The 16,472-nt window shown below is 69.9% G+C and carries 21 protein-coding genes; 6 read left to right on the top strand and 15 right to left on the bottom strand.

Annotated features, from left to right (window positions below):
• Positions 1-196: 196 nt before the first annotated feature.
• From VGF64_17575 to VGF64_17545, 7 genes are all read right to left on the bottom strand, one after another.
• On the bottom strand, positions 197-454 hold the full coding sequence (locus tag VGF64_17575; GenBank protein ID HEY1636570.1) for a hypothetical protein: 258 nt from the start codon (positions 452-454) through the stop codon (positions 197-199).
• Between the two features lie 106 nt (positions 455-560).
• Entirely contained in the window at positions 561-1,280 is a 720-nt protein-coding gene (locus VGF64_17570) for a hypothetical protein (protein HEY1636569.1), read from the bottom strand.
• Positions 1,281-1,501: 221 nt separating this feature from the next.
• Positions 1,502-2,260 carry an SCO family protein gene (locus VGF64_17565; protein ID HEY1636568.1) on the bottom strand — a complete coding sequence of 253 codons (759 nt, stop codon included), beginning with the start codon at positions 2,258-2,260 and terminating at the stop codon, positions 1,502-1,504.
• Between the two features lie 14 nt (positions 2,261-2,274).
• The gene (locus VGF64_17560; GenBank protein HEY1636567.1) at positions 2,275-3,240 is read right to left on the bottom strand and encodes a cytochrome c oxidase assembly protein; all 966 of its coding nucleotides are present in this window, start codon (positions 3,238-3,240) and stop codon (positions 2,275-2,277) included.
• A gap of 122 nt (positions 3,241-3,362) precedes the next feature.
• On the bottom strand, positions 3,363-4,139 hold the full coding sequence (locus VGF64_17555) for an enoyl-CoA hydratase-related protein (GenBank protein HEY1636566.1): 777 nt from the start codon (positions 4,137-4,139) through the stop codon (positions 3,363-3,365).
• Positions 4,140-4,155: 16 nt separating this feature from the next.
• Entirely contained in the window at positions 4,156-4,728 is a 573-nt protein-coding gene (locus VGF64_17550) for a ferric reductase-like transmembrane domain-containing protein (protein ID HEY1636565.1), read from the bottom strand.
• Positions 4,725-5,684: an FAD:protein FMN transferase gene (locus tag VGF64_17545; protein ID HEY1636564.1), complete on the bottom strand. Its 960-nt coding sequence runs from the start codon at positions 5,682-5,684 to the stop codon at positions 4,725-4,727. The genes VGF64_17550 and VGF64_17545 overlap by 4 nt, the downstream gene beginning before the upstream one ends.
• A gap of 15 nt (positions 5,685-5,699) precedes the next feature.
• On the opposite strand from VGF64_17545, the gene VGF64_17540 reads away from it, so the two are divergent.
• The 3 genes from VGF64_17540 (at position 5,700) to VGF64_17530 (ending at position 8,456) form a co-directional block, all read left to right on the top strand.
• Complete coding sequence (locus VGF64_17540; protein HEY1636563.1) at positions 5,700-5,861, top strand: hypothetical protein; 162 nt, start codon at positions 5,700-5,702, stop codon at positions 5,859-5,861.
• Between the two features lie 417 nt (positions 5,862-6,278).
• Positions 6,279-6,977 (top strand): response regulator transcription factor, encoded by a 699-nt coding sequence (locus VGF64_17535; protein ID HEY1636562.1) that lies wholly within the window; start codon positions 6,279-6,281, stop codon positions 6,975-6,977.
• Positions 6,978-8,456: a HAMP domain-containing sensor histidine kinase gene (locus tag VGF64_17530; protein HEY1636561.1), complete on the top strand. Its 1,479-nt coding sequence runs from the start codon at positions 6,978-6,980 to the stop codon at positions 8,454-8,456.
• A gap of 54 nt (positions 8,457-8,510) precedes the next feature.
• Here VGF64_17530 and VGF64_17525 read toward each other — a convergent pair whose 3' ends face one another.
• The gene (locus tag VGF64_17525; protein HEY1636560.1) at positions 8,511-8,903 is read right to left on the bottom strand and encodes a nuclear transport factor 2 family protein; all 393 of its coding nucleotides are present in this window, start codon (positions 8,901-8,903) and stop codon (positions 8,511-8,513) included.
• 167 nt (positions 8,904-9,070) lie between these two features.
• Between VGF64_17525 and VGF64_17520 the strand changes: the two genes are divergently transcribed.
• Positions 9,071-9,580, top strand: coding sequence for a hypothetical protein (locus VGF64_17520; protein ID HEY1636559.1), 510 nt, complete (start codon positions 9,071-9,073; stop codon positions 9,578-9,580).
• 9 nt (positions 9,581-9,589) lie between these two features.
• Here the strand turns inward: VGF64_17520 and VGF64_17515 are convergent, their stop codons facing one another.
• The gene (locus VGF64_17515; protein HEY1636558.1) at positions 9,590-9,940 is read right to left on the bottom strand and encodes a hypothetical protein; all 351 of its coding nucleotides are present in this window, start codon (positions 9,938-9,940) and stop codon (positions 9,590-9,592) included.
• A 70-nt stretch (positions 9,941-10,010) separates the two neighbouring features.
• On the opposite strand from VGF64_17515, the gene VGF64_17510 reads away from it, so the two are divergent.
• On the top strand, positions 10,011-10,472 hold the full coding sequence (locus VGF64_17510) for a MaoC family dehydratase (GenBank protein HEY1636557.1): 462 nt from the start codon (positions 10,011-10,013) through the stop codon (positions 10,470-10,472).
• Here VGF64_17510 and VGF64_17505 read toward each other — a convergent pair.
• Entirely contained in the window at positions 10,463-10,690 is a 228-nt protein-coding gene (locus VGF64_17505) for a DUF6457 domain-containing protein (protein ID HEY1636556.1), read from the bottom strand. The two genes, VGF64_17510 and VGF64_17505, sit on opposite strands and share 10 nt — an antisense overlap.
• 37 nt (positions 10,691-10,727) lie before the next feature.
• On the opposite strand from VGF64_17505, the gene VGF64_17500 reads away from it, so the two are divergent.
• Positions 10,728-11,489 (top strand): SDR family oxidoreductase, encoded by a 762-nt coding sequence (locus tag VGF64_17500; protein ID HEY1636555.1) that lies wholly within the window; start codon positions 10,728-10,730, stop codon positions 11,487-11,489.
• A gap of 148 nt (positions 11,490-11,637) precedes the next feature.
• Here the strand turns inward: VGF64_17500 and VGF64_17495 are convergent, their stop codons facing one another.
• The 5 genes from VGF64_17495 to VGF64_17475 all read right to left on the bottom strand — a co-directional run.
• Positions 11,638-13,257, bottom strand: coding sequence for an AMP-binding protein (locus VGF64_17495; GenBank protein HEY1636554.1), 1,620 nt, complete (start codon positions 13,255-13,257; stop codon positions 11,638-11,640).
• Positions 13,200-14,045: an oxygenase MpaB family protein gene (locus VGF64_17490; protein HEY1636553.1), complete on the bottom strand. Its 846-nt coding sequence runs from the start codon at positions 14,043-14,045 to the stop codon at positions 13,200-13,202. Before VGF64_17490 ends, VGF64_17495 begins: the two co-directional genes overlap by 58 nt.
• A gap of 79 nt (positions 14,046-14,124) precedes the next feature.
• On the bottom strand, positions 14,125-14,973 hold the full coding sequence (locus tag VGF64_17485) for a hypothetical protein (GenBank protein HEY1636552.1): 849 nt from the start codon (positions 14,971-14,973) through the stop codon (positions 14,125-14,127).
• A gap of 57 nt (positions 14,974-15,030) precedes the next feature.
• Positions 15,031-16,260, bottom strand: coding sequence for an ABC transporter permease (locus tag VGF64_17480; protein ID HEY1636551.1), 1,230 nt, complete (start codon positions 16,258-16,260; stop codon positions 15,031-15,033).
• The coding region (locus VGF64_17475) for an ABC transporter ATP-binding protein (GenBank protein HEY1636550.1) at positions 16,257-16,472 on the bottom strand (216 nt) is incomplete at its 5' end. The genes VGF64_17480 and VGF64_17475, both read right to left, overlap by 4 nt.

Here is a 16,472-nt window from a genome sequence, read left to right as displayed (position 1 = left end):
GCTCGTTCCACCACTGAGCCTGCCCGGCCGACCCCGCTCTTGGCTCCGTCGTCGCTTATCGCACCTCGTACTCGTCCACCCGGGCGATGAGGCCGTAAATGATCAGGATGTCGATGATGATCATCGTGAACGACCAGAACGTCGGATGATTCGGAATGGCGGATCCGCTGAGCCTGGCGCCGGGGCCTTCTTCGGGCTAGCCGTCTCCGCCCTGCCAGGCCTTTGCGCCGGCGAGGGTCGCCGCCCTGGCCTGGTTCCACTTCTGCTTCGCCATCTCGCTCGGGGGCTGGTCGAGCTGCCGGACCCACTGGCGCATCGCCGAGGCGACCGCTGTGCTACCCAAGAGGACTCCCGTCGCCGCCAGGGCGCCCCCGACCCCGACCAGCACCGCTCCACTGATCACGAGTTGCTTGTTCACCCGAATCCCCGCGTCCGCGAGGCGTCCGTTGCCCATCGTCCCCCCTTTGTCCCCCGTTCGGGGGTTCGGACTCCCTAGGCTAACCCAAGGTCACGAGGTTGTCCCCACGGTGAACGCTGACGCGCTCCGGTCGATCTTCCAGCTACGGCAGCTGGCTCCGCACCCAGCCGTCCAGGTGGTCGGTGCTCTCGAGGCTGACGATGAGCGCGTACCGTCTGTCGGGACCCTTGTGGCAGCCCGAGTGGAAGAGGGCTTCGGAGTCGACGAGGACCTGGGTGCCCCTGCGCAGCGGGACGCGCACCTCGTTGGCCCGGTCGAACTGACCGCGTCTGAGCACCAGGGAGCTGTCCGGATCGTCGGTCAGCTGGAACCACAGCCTGACCACCCACCCGTTCGCCATCGGGTTGAGGCGGTTGTTGTCGTCGAGGTGCAGACCCCAGCGGGCCTCCCTGATGGAGGTCGGCTCCTGACGGATGATCTGGATCCGCCCGAACCGGCCGCCCATCGAGTCCACGTAGCGGACGAGACCGGGCGCCCGATCAGCGTTGGACGTCCAGATGCCGTCGAGGTCCGGCTTCCCGAAGTCCCAGAAACCCTGGAGGATGTTCTCACCGGTTGCGGTGGCGAGCGGCGCGAACCAGGTCGTCGGATCGGTCGGGGGGGTCGAGTACTCGAGGTTGGTCCATTCGGTCGAGGGGATCTCGGGGCCGGACCGCAGCACGACGTGGCCACCGTGCTCCTGGAGCACGGGCATGCGATAGTGACGCGTCTCCTGCTGGACGGTAAACGGCCTGCGCAGGCCCAAGCGCGCGTAGACGCGCTTGGAGTACTCGTTCTTGAGCAGCGGATCCGCCGTCTTCATTTGACCTCGCCCCCTGGCCCGCCAAGCCGCGTTATTACCGGGAGTTGCTACCGGGCCGTCCCGCCACCGGAGGCCGGGCGAGGGTCACTCCGGACTGCTGAGCGGAGACGTCCACCCGCCTCCTTACCGGATGTGAGGGTACCGGCTGTCCGCGTCGAATGCAACGTTACGCCAGCGTACGTACGGTCTACGCCGTGCTCGGCCGGCCGGTCGGCCAGGCGTCAGCCGCTCGCCTGTGGGATGGTCCGCCCGACGAGCCAGCCCAGGGCGCCCAGCGCCTGGGGCACGGTCCAGGACGGCGACTGCTGGTGTTCGAGGTTCTGCACTCCCTCGTCGTTCAGCAGTCCGGTAAGCGGCGCCCCGAGTTGGCCGTGCAGGTCGGGCGGGTTCGAAGTGATGAAGCGCTCGTGGCCCGCGGCGTCGAGCAGGATGAAGCCGTCGGTGTGGGTGACGTCGTAGGTGAGGGGCTGGTGCGTCCACCAGTCGAGCTTGGGGGGCTGGTCCTCGGGGACCTGCTGGTACGAGACGCCGAAGAAGCTCCACAGGTGTTGGAGGTCCGTGGGCGTTCCCGTCAGGAGCGGCCAGTTGGCCCCGAACTCCTGGGAGTAGGCCGCCAACCGGGCGGGCGTGTCCCGGCCGGGATCGACGCTCAGCTCGACGAAGGCCACGCTGTTCCCGAGCCCGGCCGCCTGCACGTCGCGCTGCATGGCGATGAACGCGCCCGTGATCATCGGGCACTCGTCCTGGCACAGCGAGAGGAAGTTGGCCAGCACGACGACCTTGCCCTGAAACGCGGCCAGGCTGGTCGGTCGGCCGTTGGCATCGACCAGCGGCACGTCGGGCACCGGTCGGTTCTGGACGAGGCCGAACGAGGGCGACGGCGCCGCCGGAGACGCCGAGGACGGCCCACCGCACGCAGACGCGGTGAGCGCTGCCGCCAGGGCCAGCGCCACCGTGCCCATGGGGCCTCTCTTACGCATTCGTCCGCGCCACGTCACTGGCTCGTCTCCTTCTTCACCGTCGGAACCGGCCCGGCGCGGTCGACCGCCGCCCGGCGGGTGCCCATCTTGGCTGCCCGCGCCGCCTCCCAGATCTCCCGCCGGCGCAGCTCCCCCGCGCTGACGACGCGATCGTGTCGGGCGGCGCGCCGCTCCTCCTGGTTCATCCACTGGGCCAACAGCACCATGGCGGCGGCGAAGGTGATCAGCATGCTGGCGCCCCAGAACAGGGCGCCACCGGCCTGGGTGTCCGCCAGCGTGTGCTGGGGGGCGATGGGGTGGCCGAAGTTCATCACGACCAGGCCGAGGAACACCTCGATGGGCATGCCCACGAACATGGCGATGATCCTGACCTGGAACGACGGCCGGTTCGGCAGCTGGTCGACGGCGATCATCGGCCACCAGAACAGGCACCCGAGCGAGAACATCACGACGTGGCTGAGGTCGTGGACGAGGGGGTGGCGGAGCGAGAAGGGATAGAAGGAGGTGAGGAAGACCACGTACATCGAGCCGTAGTACAGGGCCGCGGCGACGATCGGCAGGGTGAGGACGCCCACGGCGCGGTAGTGGAGGAAGCGGACGATGCGCCCCTGGAGCGGGCGCCCGGCGGCCTGGATGGCCAGCGTGATGGGCGCACCGAGGGCGAGCAGGGGCGGGGCGACCATCATCAGCAGCAGGTGCTGGACGACGTGCACCACGAAGACCTGATCGTCGTAGGACGCCAGCCCCGACACCACGGCGATGTCCAGGACCACCACGCCGGCCAGGAAGGCGGTCGTCCGCCACGCCGACCACGGGCGTCCCCGGCGGCGGAGTCGCACCGCGGCGGCCACGTACCACGCCGCGGCGGCGAGCTGGAGGAGGAAGGCAACAAGGCCGAAGACACGGCCGAGCTGCCAACCGGTCAGAAGCTGGTGCAGCTGGACCGGCGGAGACACCGGGTCGGTGTCAGCCAGGAGCACCGTCAGCCCGCCCCGATCGCCTCGACGCCTGCACGACGACCGAGGCTAGATCCAAGCCCAGCGGCGGCGACAGTCGGCCCGGACGCTGCCGGCCCCGGAGGCCGGCCGGAAGTACCGCGCGCTCAGCGACCCGTCCATCGAGGCGACCGGCCATCCCGCGCCGCCTCGAGCCCCTCGGCGGCGTCCGCGGTGCTCGCCACGACCTTGCGCATCGTCTCCCCGAACCGGATCGCCTCCAGGGACGTCAGGTGCTGCGACCGCACGGCCACCTCTTTGGTAGCCCGCGCCGCCAGCGGTGCGGCCCGCACCAGCCGGTCGGCCAGGCTCCGAGCCTCGGCCATGAGGTCGTCGTGGGCCACGACCCACCCGGCCAGGCCGATCTCCCTGGCCCGGTGGGCGTCGACCCGCTCGCCCGTGAGCAGCAGCTCCATGGCGTACTGCCAGCTGATCCGCTGCGGCAGCCGGATCGCTCCCACGATCGTCGGTACGCCCAGGCGCACCTCGGGGAAGCCGAACTCGGCCCGCTCGCTGGCGATCACGAAGTCGCACCACGTCACCAGCGTGAGCCCGTAGCCCAGACAGTGGCCGTTCACGGCGGCGATGACCGGCTTGAAGATCTCCCACCCACTCTCGAACGAGTTGAGCGTCGGCTTCTCCCAGAACGATCCGGCGAACTCCCCCGCCGCCGCGCCCCCGTCGCGCATGTCGGCCCCGGCACAGAACGCCCGACCCTGTCCCGTGACGATGGCAACCCACGCGCCCTCGTCCTCACGAAAGGCCGCGAACGCGTCGTTGAGCCCCCGCCGCATCTCGCCATTGATGGCGTTGAGCGCCTCGGGGCGGTTGTAGGTGATGGTCGCCACGTGCCCGTCGATCTCGTACCGCACGGTGTCGTTCACGAGCGACGACGTTAGGTCACGTCGACCGAGCCCCCAGGACCCGCCCCGCGGTGGTCACAGGACGGCGGCCACCACGACCGAGCCGCCAAGCGACGGCGCCCAGCACCGAGGCCACGGCGACGACATCGAGGGTGAGCATCCAGAGCTCGGCCCGGTCGCTCCCGATCCCGATGCCGTGGACGACGGCCAGGGCCCAACAGGCGTAGGCCAACCAGTGGACGCTCCGCCAGGCCCGGTACCCGAGCCGGGCCCGCATCAGGCTGCTGAGGGCGACGGCGACGAAGATGTCGAGGGCCAGAGCGCCCAGGCCCAACCACAAGGGGCTGTAGCCGGCACCGAACGGCACGACCGCATCGATCCAGCGGATCGGGACGTAGCCGTCCACCACCGCGCTCGTGATGTGGATGCCGACGAACAAGGTCGCCATGAGCGACAGGTTGCGGTGCAGTCCCTCGACCACGAAACGGGGCCAGCGCTCCCTCGCCCATCGGGAGGAGGTCAGGATGCCGAGCACCATTGCCAGGGTCAGCAGCACCAGGCTCACGGCGCCGCTGCCCCGGGTCAGGTACCACAAGGCCTTGCCGTTCACGCCGCCAACTCCGGCGCCGGCCAGCCTGCGACCCTCACGACGGAGCCGTCGGGTCGGACGAGGCGGGCGGGAAGGCGCAACGAGGCCAGCCACGCCGGGCTCCGATCCCCGCGGATGATGGCCGCGGTCGCCGCCACGTTGGCGTCGACACAGGTCGCTGCGGCCACCGACGCCGTTCGCCAGACCACCTCCGCCGAGCGACCCGTGGCCGGATCGACGACATGGTGCAGCTCGTCAGTGCCGCGCGACCACCGCCGGACCGTCGTCGAGGACGTGGCCACGCCACCCGATGACACCTGGACGATCTCACCCTCGGCTTCGGGTCCAGCCGCGTGCCAGTCCGCGACACGCACCGACCAGCCCCCGTCCGGCGGCTCTCCGGCGGTGGCGATGTCCCCGCCGAGGCTGACGAGCACCCCACACCCCGCGGCGGAGGCGGCGCGACGGGCGGCCCGGTCGGCTGCCAGCGCCTTGGCAGTGGCGCCCAGGTCCAGGCTCACCCCCGGGGGCACGGTCACCCGCTGGCGACGCCGATCCAGCCCGACCTGGCGCCACCCCGGTACGGCCGCGACCCGGACCAGTGGTCGCCCCGTCGGCGCCACGGCGGCGAAGTCCCTGTCGTAGCCGAGGACGCGGATGGCCACGCCCACGGTGGGATCGACGTCACCGTCGGTGAGCCGGGCCGCCCGCAGTGCCGTCTCCACCGCCTCGATCAGCACGGGGCCGACGTGAACAGAACGCCCACCGCCGCGGTTGACCGCGGCCAGCTCGGAGTCGTCTCGAAATCGGCTGCACGCGACGTCGATCGCCGCGACCTCGTCCTCGACGGCGACGCGGGCCGGCCCGAGTTGGCGTGGGTCGGTCGTGAGGATCACGACCCCCGTACCGAGGCCCCTGAGCTCGCACCGCCCGACGGCGGCCGCCGGCCGGGGAGGCCGACCCACCGAGGTCGCCATCAGGAGGCGCCCGAGGTGGCGTGGCTCGATCCGCTCGACGAGCTCGGAGTGCTCGACGGCGACTGGAGCTGGCTGCTCGACGAGCTGGAGTTGTCGCTGCTCGACCCGCTGTTCGACGAGCCCGAGCTGCTACCCGATCCCGAGGTGCTGGCGCCCGCCGACGAGTGGCCCGAGTAGACGGCGGCGGCTGTCGCCGACAGCGCCCCCGTGAGCGCCAGCCCGCCCGCCAGCGCCCAGCGGGTCAATCGTGAGACCCGTCGCAGCCCGAGGGACCGAGCCCTGATCGCTTCCTCTCGCATGGTCGACCTCTCTGTTTGGGCCGGCCTCCCGGGCCGGCCGCTCTGTTTGGGCCGGCCTCCCGGGCCGGCCGCTCTTCTCGCCTTGGGGGGAGTGTCGGCCGGCCAGGTGGGGTCGCCCCGGGCGCCGGCTGGGTCCCCGGTGGGAAGTCGAGCGATGGCCTCGCTCCGACCGAGATTCCCAGCTGGGGCACAGGCAGACCACAGCGGGCTCCCTGATCGCCCCGTGACTCTTGTGGTACCTAAGAGGTCGGCTCGAGGAGCTACGTACGGCCGGCTCGACAACGAGGTGAGCCTGATGGGCGACGGAGTGGCGCAACGGATCTTGGTCGTGGACGACGAGGAGTCGATCGTCGACGCGGTGGCGACATCACTGCGCTACGAGGGTTTCGACGTCGCCCGGGCGTCCACCGGTCGGGCGGCGCTCTCGTCCGCCCAGGAGCACCCGCCGGACCTCATCGTGCTGGATGTGATGCTGCCCGACCTCGATGGCCTCGAGGTGACCCGCCGACTCCGACAGGACGGGCTGCGGGTGCCAGTGCTGTTCCTTACGGCCCGTGACGCCCTGGAGCACAAGATCGCCGGCCTGACCATCGGCGGCGACGACTACGTGACGAAGCCGTTCTCGCTGGCCGAGGTGGTCGCCCGCACCCGGGCGATCCTCCGTCGGACCCAGGGCGAGCCAGAGACCGATGGCCGACTGCGGTTCGCGGACCTGGAGATGGACGACGACACGCACGAGGTGTGGCGGGGCGGTACCCCGCTGCGGCTGACCGCTACGGAGTTCTCCCTCCTCCGCTTCTTCCTGCTGAACCCCCGCCGGGTGCTGTCCAAGTCACAGATCCTGGACCACGTGTGGCACTACGACTTCGGGGGTGACCCGAGCGTGGTGGAGACCTACGTGAGCTACCTGCGCAAGAAGCTGGACAAGCTCGGGCCGCCGCTGATCCAGACCATCCGCTTGGTCGGCTACTCGCTGCGAGAGCCAGGATCGTAGGTGTCGCTCCGGGCGCGCCTGCTCATCGCCGTCGGCGCGGTCGCCCTCTTAGCGCTGATCGCGGCGGATGTGGCCACGTACTCCTCGTTCAAGTCGTTCCTCTTCAACCAGGTCGACACGTCCCTCGAGACGGCCCACCCGCCGCTCGAGCAAGCCCTGAACAGCGGGCAGACCCTCGATGTCGGCACCGTCGCCCGTCTGGCGCCGGGGATGTTCGTCGAGGTTCGGGGCCCGCAGAGCCAGAACCTCGGCGACGTGCCCGCGTTCGTGCGCGGCGGCCAGCAGCTGTCTCCCACCCTCCCCGCCCACATCAACCTGGCCCAGTCGTCGGGAGGCCCGGGAGAGGCCACGACCTACCTGACCGTCGGATCGGCGAGCCCGGGGGGCCCGCAGTTCCGGGTGCGGGCCTCGGGCCTGGTGGGCGGCGACCAGCTGATTCTGGCCGCCCCGCTCACCGACCCCGCAGGCAGCCTCCACCGCCTCCTGCTGATCGAGCTGGCCGTCACCGGCGGGGCCCTGGCCGCGGCCGCCGCCCTGGGATGGTGGGTGGTTCGTGTCGGGCTCCGTCCCCTGGAAGAGGTCGAGCGCACGGCCGATGCCATCGCCGAGGGGGACCTCACCCGTCGTGTGCCCGAGGCCCGGCCGACGACAGAGGTGGGCAGGCTGGCCCGCGCGCTCAATGCCATGCTCGAGCGGATACAGGACGCCTTCAAGCAGCGGGACAGGACGGAGACTGAGCTACGGCGCTCCGAGGAGCGCCTCCGCCGTTTCGTCGCCGACGCCTCCCACGAGCTGCGCACGCCCCTGACTGCGGTGTCCGCCTACGCCGAGCTGTTCGACCGCGGGGCGCGCGCCCAGCCGGAAGACCTCGCTCGTGTGATGGCGGGCATCCGCGCCGAGACGGCGCGCATGGGTCTTCTGGTCGAGGACCTGCTGCTGCTGGCCCGGCTGGACGAGGGCCGACCACTCGAGCGCCGACCCGTCGAGCTGGTGCGCGTGGCCGCCGAGGCCGTCGACGCGGCGCAGACGGTTGACTCGTCATGGCCGGCGCAGGTCGTCGCCAACGAGCCCGTCGACGTCGTCGGCGATTCGGCCCGGCTCAGGCAGGTGATCGACAACCTGCTGGCCAACGTGCGCGCCCACACGCCCGCCGGGACCAGGACCACGGTGCAGGTCGCCAGAGATGCGTCCGATGCCGTCGTCGAGGTGTCCGACGACGGGCCCGGGCTCAGCGCCGAGCAGGCCGAGAAGGCGTTCGAGCGCTTCTATCGGGCCGAGGTGTCACGGTCCCGCCAGTACGGCGGCGCCGGGCTCGGTCTCTCCATCGTCGCCGCCATCGTCGCCGCCCACGGCGGCACCGTCGGCGTCTCGGAGACCAGCGGCGGGGGCGCCACCTTCACCATCCGCCTGCCGGCCGACCAGACAGCGACCGCCCCCACGCAAGGGATGGAGCCCTCTGGTATCTCGGCGCCGTCGTAGCCCCGGCCGAGCTGGCCGAGGCTTCGACGTTGGGCATGGTGCCGGATGCTGCTCTCAGGCGAACAGCTCGTCCTGTTCGTACATGTTGAACGGGTGCTCCCAGGCCTCGGTGATCAGTCCGCCTGCGACGTGGAAGACGATGACCTCGGTGGTCTCGTAGGACTTGCCACTCCGCTGGGCGGAGACCCGCTGCAGTCCGACGACGTGTTCGTCGTTCCCGAAGACGTCGTGCACCTCGACGTTTATGGTGCCGGCGCTCAGCTCCCCCAGCTTGCCGTAGTACTCGACCGTCGCCTGGCGACCCTTCTTGTCGCCGGCCAGCTGGCTCCGCCCGGGGACGTGCCAGACACAATCGTCGGCCAGGATGCCGTTGAAGGCGGCGAGGTCGCCCTTTTGAAACGCCTCGTAGCCCCTCCGAACGACATCGGTGTTCTCGGCGGCCCCCATCGATGCTCCCTCCCTTTCGCAATCGATCACACCCAGGGTACCCCGCTGCCCGCTGGCATCCCTGCCCGCAGCGTACGGCAATCCCTTTTGCCCGACTGTCCGTAGCACGGGGCGAGATTGGATCACGGCCAATCGGGACCCCCGGCAGCTGGGGAAGAAGGGAGCTCATGATGCGTCGCCTCGGTCTCCTCGGAGTCGCCGTTGCACCGGTAGTGCTCGTGGCTGCGGCCTGCGGCTCGTCCTCGTCGCCGAAAGCCGCGCCCAGCAATGGCGCGTCGGCGGCCAACACCGGCGCAACGGTGACGGTGTCGACCAAGCACGACGCGAAGCTGGGCACGATTCTGGCTGACAGCAAGGGCCTGACCCTGTACACCCTCACCAGCGCCGGTCAGCCCCTCCCCTGCACGGGCCCCTGCCTGAGCGTCTGGCCGCCGCTGGAAGTGCCAACGGGCACCACGCCGACCGGTGCCGCGGGGGTGACCGGTCTCGGCACGACAATGGCGCCCGGCGGCAACCAGCTCGTCACCTTCCAGGGCAAGCCCCTCTACCGCTTCGCCACTGACAAGGACTCCGGTGACGCCTACGGCCAGGGCATCAAGAGCTTCGGCGGCGTCTGGAGCGTCCAGCAACTCGCGGCCACGAGTCCCACCCCGGCCGCGAGCGGTGGGGGCTACTGAGCGCCTCGACTAGTAGAGAGAGCCGCGGGAGCCGGGGCCCCCGCCGAGCGCGCGCCGGTTGTCGATGCCTGAGACGGTCGCCACCAGCACAGCGGCCACCCCGATCTCGAGCAGCACCGTCACGAAGCCGCCGGTGTGGATCACGTGGTTGCCCAGGAAACCACCGACGATCGAGCCGACCAGACCGAGCAGAAACGTCGTGAGCAGACCGATCGGTTGGTGCCCAGGCACGAGCAGGCGAGCGAGGCCGCCGATGATCAGACCGACGACGACCGTGGTGATCAGGGCCCAGGCCGCCAGCCCGGCCAGCGGCAGCGCGATGAAGAGGACCACGAAGAGCAGGAACAGGGCCAAGATCACCCTGCCAGCGTACAGGCACCCGGATCCGCCGGCAGTAGCGCGCCTGGCCGGCCGGTCGTAGGGTTTGCCAATGCCAACCATTGTCAAGGGACTGGACGAGCTCAGGGCCAAGGCCGGGGAGCATCTGGGGTACAGCGAATGGCAGGAGTTGTCCCAGGAACAGGTCAACCTGTTCGCCGACGCCACCGGAGACCACCAGTGGATCCACGTCGACGTCGAGAGGGCCAAATCGGGGCCGTTCGGCGGACCGATCGCCCACGGCTATCTCACCCTGTCCCTGGCCCCCGCCCTCCTCAGCGGCCAGATCGTCCAGATCGAGGGCATGTCCATGGGCCTGAACTACGGGTGCAACAAGGTGCGGTTCCCCAGCCCACTCCCCGTCGGCGCCAAGTACCGCCTCGGTGCGTCCCTGCAGAGCGTCGAGGACGTCGCAGGTGGCGGCGTACAGGCGATCATCGCCCTCACGATCGAGGTACAGGGTCAGGACAAGCCGGCGTGCGTGGCCGAGGTCGTCTATCGGTACTACGACTGAGCCCCACCGGCCTCGTGCACCCCGGCGGCCACCGCTCCGGCGCGGACCGGGTCCACGCCGGCCTGGCCGACCAGGAAGCAGGCGATGGGTGCCGCCGTTCGCTCGGACTGGTGGGCGGCGACCGCCGCTAAGGCGAGCAGCTGCTCGATGGTCGTCTCGTCCGGCGGCGGGACACCGAGCTCGTCGGCGAAGACCCGGATCCATTCATTGGCGGTCATGAAAGCCTCCTGACAATCACAACGAGGAGAACGCGAATTGGCCAGCAACGTGAGACTCGATGGCAAGGTCGCCCTGGTCACCGGGGCTTCGAAAGGAATCGGGGCCGCCATCGCCCGGGCATTCGCGGAGAACGGGGCACGGGTCATGCTGTCCTCCCGCAAGCAGGAAGCACTGGAGAAGACGGCGGCGGTCATCGAAGGTGAGACCGCCGTGTTCGCCGCCAATGCCGGCGACCCGGACCAGGCCCGCGCCTGCGTGGCGGCGACGATCGAGCGCTTCGACGGCCTCCACATCCTGGTGAACAACGCGGCCACGAACCCCTACATGGGCCGAGCCGTCGACATCGACCTGCCCCGCTACGACAAGACGATGGAGGTGAACCTGCGCGGGCCGCTGGTGTGGACCCAGGAGGCGTGGCGACAGGCGCTCCAGGCCGGCGGCGGAACGGTCGTGAACATCTCGTCCGTCGGCGGGATGACCCACGGGGGCCCGATCGGCATCTACGACATCACCAAGGCCGGTCTCATCCATCTCACCAAGCACCTCGCGACCGAGCTGGGCCCGCAGGTGCGGGTGAACGCCATCGCGCCCGGACTGGTGAAGACCGATTTTGCTCGCGCCCTGTGGCAGCCGGGTGGCGAGGAGCACTCCTGGCCGTGGCCGCTCCGGCGCCTCGGCCAGCCCGAGGACATCGCCGACGCCGCCGTCTTTCTTGCCAGCGACCTCGCCTCGTGGATCACCGGCCACGTCCTCGTCGTCGACGGCGGCGGTCACCTGGGTAGCCTCGGCGGCGGCTGATCGACGCTGGGGCGAGACGACCGCTCCTCTGGGTTCTCACGTCGGTTCCACGTGTCGTCGAAAGCGGGCGCCGCGGGTGTCGGCGAGGAGCCCCATTTCGACGAGACGTGGAGGGCGCGAACGATCTCCGTTCCGCCGATCGTGACCGTCAGATGATCCTCGATCGGTGCTCGCCCCAGTACCGATCGCGCAGGACACGCTTGTAGAGCTTGCCCGTCGGCAACCTGGGCAGGCTGGGATCGAAATCGACCGAGCGCGGGCACTTGTAGCTCGCGAGGTGGGCGCGACAGAACTGGATGAGCTCCCGCTCCAGCTCCGGCCCCGGCTCGGCTCCCTCGGCTGGTTCGATGATCGCCTTCACCTCCTCCCCGAGGTCCCCGTTGGGGACCCCGATGACAGCCGCGTCGAGCACGTTCGGGTGCGTCACGAGAAGGTTCTCGGCCTCCTGCGGGTAGATGTTCACCCCGCCCGAGATGATCATGTACGTCCGCCGGTCCGTCAGGTAGAGGTACCCGTCGTCGTCGAGGTAGCCGACATCGCCGACGGTGCTCATGGTCCCAGTCGGGTCGCGTGACTCGGCCGTCTTCTCGGGGTCGTTCCAGTACTCGAAGTTCGTCGCTCCTCGGAACCACACCGTGCCCGGCGTCCCCAGCGCGCACTCCTTGCCGTCGTCGTCGAGGATCACGGGCTCCCCCAGCACTGGCCGTCCCACGGTGCCCCGGTGAGCCAGCCAGTCATGGGAGTCGCAGAACGTGCAGCCGTTCCCCTCCGTCGCCGCGTAGTACTCGACGATGATGGGGCCCCACCACTCGATCATCTGCTCCTTGACCGGCACCGGACACGGGGCGGCGGCGTGGATGATCGTCTCGAGCGACGACACGTCATATGCCCGCCGGACTTCGTCCGGTAGCTTGAGCATGCGGCTGAACATCGTCGGTACGACCTGGGAGTGTGTAACCCGGTGACGCTCGACCAGGCGAAGGAAGTGCTCGGCATCGAAGCGCTCCATGATGATCGCCGTCGAACCCAGACGCAGCGACGCCGACACGCTCGCCAGTGGTGCCGAGTGGTAGAGGGGAGCGGGCGAGAGGTACACCATGCCTTCCCGCAGCCGCCACAGTCTCTGCATGAACGACACCAGTGGGAGGCCATCGCCGGGATGTGCGTTCGGCATCGGACGGGCGATGCCCTTGGGCCGACCCGTGGTTCCCGAGGAGTACAGCAGGGCCAGCCCGAGCTGCTCGTCGGCGATGGGATCGGCCGGGTAGACGGCCACCGTCTCCTCGTACGGCTGGAGGGACCCCTCATCGCCCCGGCCACCCACCATCAGGAACAGCTCGACGTCAGGACACAGGGCGATCGCCGCCAGGGCGACCTCGCGCTTTGCCACCGACACGATCAGGATGCGGGCCCGGCAGTCGTTGACGATGTAGGCGAGCTCGTCGGCCGTGAGATAGGAGTTGATGCAGGTGTAGTACAGCCCGGTCCGCTCGGCTGCAGAAACCGTCTCGAGGTACCGGGCGTTGTTCTCCATGAAGATGGCCACGTGGTCCCCGCGCCGAAGACCACGATCTCGGAACAGATGAGCCAGGCGGTTGGCCCGGGCCTCGAGCTCGCCGAAGGTGACCGTCTCGCCCGTGCTCGCCATGGTGAACGCCGGCTTGTCGGGATGTCGCCTCGCGTGCTCTCCCGGGTACACGATGCCGACCCCTACGCCGCCGTGGTCCCAGCGCTGACGCCGCCGGTGGCATGTCGTGCTGCCTGCCACAGCAGGATGCGGCCGTTCAGCCAGCCTGGGGTCGTGCGCATCGCACGGGGCGCGAGCCCGAACGCCCGCGCCGCGCTCGACTGCACCAGCGCCAGACGCTGCTCCCGATGCCCGTCCCATGCGAACTCGAACTGCTCCCTGAGCGGCTCCGGTGTGGTACCCACGGCAACCAGCCGGTTGAGGGCGAGCGCCGGTGCCAGCATCACGCGCAACCCCGCCGGCAGCGACGGGTACAGGACGTCGTTGCCCAGCCGGCGGCCCTCGTCCGAGACCCTCAACGTCCCCACCATCTCATCGAAATAGACGCGAAACTCGTCGAGGCTCGCCGGCTGGTCTGCCACCGGCAGGCCGAACACGTCGGCGACGAGCATCATCTCCCGGTAGTACGTGGCCGCGTCGGCGGGAGACAGCGTCTCGACCATATCGGTGTAGGCGCGCAGGGCCGAGTCGGTGAGCGTGGCGTGCACCCACAGGAGGTTGGTGGGGTCGTTGGCCCGATAGCCCGTGCCGGTCACGAAGTCGTGGATGTGCTGGATCCGCTGGCCGACGGCGGCGGCCAGCGCTTCCGATCCGAAGACGACGGCGTAGGTCGCCTCCAGGGTGCCCTGTAGCCGGCGGAACGGGTTCGACTGGAAGTCACTGTGGTCCGTCACTCCCTGCGCTACCACCGGGTGGGCCAGCTGCAGCAGCAGCGCCCGCCCGGCGGCAAGGAACAACGCCGGCTCGGCGTTCACTCGCCGGATCACCGAGTCTCGGGGGAAGAAGTCAGCCACCGGCGTCACTCCCATCCTTCGCTGCTCGCGACCAGCCAGCGACCGTAGCATCGCACAGCGGCGGTCCGGGAGCCGCCCGAGAGGCGGCCGAGGGTCAGGCCGCCGAGCCCGTCGCTCCGTTCCCACCTCTGGCGCCGCCGGGACCCCCGCCACCGGTGAAGCAGCCGTTCGGGCCCGGTTGGCGGATGGCGATCGAGTTGGCGGTCACGGCCCCCGTCTGGTCGGCGGGACCGATGGCGGCGACGCACTGGCCGACGGCGAGGTTCGACTGGCCGGCGCTCACGACCTTGGTGAAGGTGGTGGATGCGTCGGTGGTAACGGTCGTGGTCGTGCCGGCGGCGTTGCGGTTGTTGCCCTGCACGACAAAGGTCGGCAAGGACACCGAGGTGACCTTGCCGAACCCGCCGGCGAAGCGCCGTGCTCCGTTGCGGTTGCGGTTGCCGCCGTTGGCGGGAGCTGTCGTGCTCGAGCCTCCGCCGCCGGCAGCGCCGTTGCCCGCCCTCGGGCCGAAGCCGCCGAAGCCACCCGCCTGCGGCGTGCATCCGTTGGCACCGGGCTGGCTGATGGTGACCGTGCGGGCGGTGAAGGGCTGACCCGGTGTCGTCGTGGTCCCAGGGCCCGGGTTGGCCGCCACGCAGACACCGGCCGCCACGTCGCTGGCGGTGGCGGGCATCGTCTGGGTGTAGGTCGTGGTCGGGGTGACGTTCACCGTCACCTGGCCGGTCGTCGGATTCTGCACTTCGAGCGTCGAGCCGGATACCGACGCCGCCGTGCCGAACGCTCCGGGCTGGCTCGCCGGGGCGGTCGTGCTGGTCGGGCTCTGGCTGGCGGCGGGCTTGGTCGACGCCGTGCTGGAGCCACCGCAGGCGGCCGCGGCCAGCGCCAGCACTCCCAGTCCGGCGAGCACGGATCGGGTCGTGGGGTTGATGGTCGGTGCTGACATGTCGTAGGTGCTCCTATCGGTCCGCCACTGCATGGCGGAGTCGTCGGTTCGAAGGCATCATTCGCTGCGCAGGGCGTCTATGGGCGACAGCCGGGCGGCCCTCGAGGCGGGGTAGACGCCGAAGATGACTCCGATCCCCCCTGCCACGATGACGGCCCCCACGGTGGCCAACACCGAGATGGACACGGCATTGGACGTCACCTGCGGGATCACCTCGGCGCCGATCAGGCCGAGCACCACCCCGCCGACGCCACCCGCCACCCCGAGGATCGAGGCCTCGACGAGGAACTGGGCCCGAATGACTCGAGGCGTCGCCCCCAACGCCTTGCGCAAGCCGATCTCGCGCACCCGCTCGGTGACCGACACCAACATGATGTTCATCACGCCGATGCCACCGACCAGGAGGGAGATGGCGGCGATCCCGGCCAGCAGCACGGTGAGCGTCTTGTCCACCGACGTCGCCGTCGACAGGATCGAGGACTGCGTGGTGATGGTGAAGTCGGCCTGGGTGGGATTGGTGATCTGATGGGTGCCGAGCAGCAGCGAGTTGGCCTCCTGGTACGCGGCAGACAACGTGTCCTTGTTCGTGGCTTCCAGGTAGATGGAGCTGACGCTGGTGCGGGTGGACCCACCGAACAGCTGGTTCTGGGCCGTGGTGACGGGGACTACCGCCATGTCGTCCTGATTGGTGCTGGACGAGCTGCCGGCCGACGTCAGGACGCCGCTCACCCGGAAGGGTATGCCGTTGATGTTCACCGTCTGTCCGACCGGGTCGGCGCCGCCGAACAGGTTGGCTGCCGTGGTTGGGCCCAGGACGGCCACCTGGTTCTGGCTGGCCACGTCGCTGTTGGTGAAGAAGCTTCCCTCGGCGAGCTGGCGGTTGCGGACCCCCGTGTAGGACGGGGTCGTCCCGACCACCGGAGCCGTCCAGTTCGCCGAACCCGCAGTCATCGACATGCTCCGCTGGGCCGAGGGGGCCACGGCGGCGATGTCGGGCGCGTCGAGGTGTGACTGGAGGGCGTTCGCATCGGTGAGCGTCAAGGTGTTCGACGATCCCAAGCCGCCGCGCACGGCACCGGAGGTCGTGCTGCCGGGCGACACGACGAGCAGGTTGGTCCCGAGCGACTGGATGGCCGAGTTGACGTTCGCCTGCGCTCCCTCGCCCAGCCCGACGGTGAGAATGACGGCGGCGATGCCGATGAGGATGCCGAGCACGGTGAGGATCGAGCGGAGGCGGTGGGAGACGATCGCTCCCGCGCCGGTGCGCAGCGTCTCCACCCAGTTCACGCCGGACCACCGCCCTGATCCTGGACGACGCCGTCCCTGAACCGCACGATCCGGGTGGCCCAGCCGGCGACGTCGGGCTCGTGGGTGATGAGCACGACGGTTCGGCCCGCCCGATTGAGCTCCCGGAAGAGCTGGAGGATGTCGGCGCTCGCCACCGAGTCGAGGTTGCCGGTGGGCTCGTCGGCCAGGATCAGGGACGGGTCGGTGACCAG

Source organism: Acidimicrobiales bacterium, from assembly GCA_036491125.1.
Lineage (GTDB): Bacteria > Actinomycetota > Acidimicrobiia > Acidimicrobiales > AC-9 > AC-9.
This window is presented reverse-complemented; position numbering and strand designations above follow the sequence as displayed.

Coding starts and splice junctions, on each gene's coding strand:
- VGF64_17575 (HEY1636570.1), bottom strand. CDS start 454: ATGGGCAACGGACGCCTCGCGGACGCGGGGATTCGGGTGAACAAGCAA.
- VGF64_17570 (HEY1636569.1), bottom strand. CDS start 1,280: ATGAAGACGGCGGATCCGCTGCTCAAGAACGAGTACTCCAAGCGCGTC.
- VGF64_17565 (HEY1636568.1), bottom strand. CDS start 2,260: ATGCGTAAGAGAGGCCCCATGGGCACGGTGGCGCTGGCCCTGGCGGCA.
- VGF64_17545 (HEY1636564.1), bottom strand. CDS start 5,684: ATGGCGACCTCGGTGGGTCGGCCTCCCCGGCCGGCGGCCGCCGTCGGG.
- VGF64_17535 (HEY1636562.1), top strand. CDS start 6,279: ATGGGCGACGGAGTGGCGCAACGGATCTTGGTCGTGGACGACGAGGAG.
- VGF64_17525 (HEY1636560.1), bottom strand. CDS start 8,903: ATGGGGGCCGCCGAGAACACCGATGTCGTTCGGAGGGGCTACGAGGCG.
- VGF64_17520 (HEY1636559.1), top strand. CDS start 9,071: ATGATGCGTCGCCTCGGTCTCCTCGGAGTCGCCGTTGCACCGGTAGTG.
- VGF64_17510 (HEY1636557.1), top strand. CDS start 10,011: ATGCCAACCATTGTCAAGGGACTGGACGAGCTCAGGGCCAAGGCCGGG.
- VGF64_17505 (HEY1636556.1), bottom strand. CDS start 10,690: ATGACCGCCAATGAATGGATCCGGGTCTTCGCCGACGAGCTCGGTGTC.
- VGF64_17490 (HEY1636553.1), bottom strand. CDS start 14,045: ATGGGAGTGACGCCGGTGGCTGACTTCTTCCCCCGAGACTCGGTGATC.
- VGF64_17485 (HEY1636552.1), bottom strand. CDS start 14,973: ATGTCAGCACCGACCATCAACCCCACGACCCGATCCGTGCTCGCCGGA.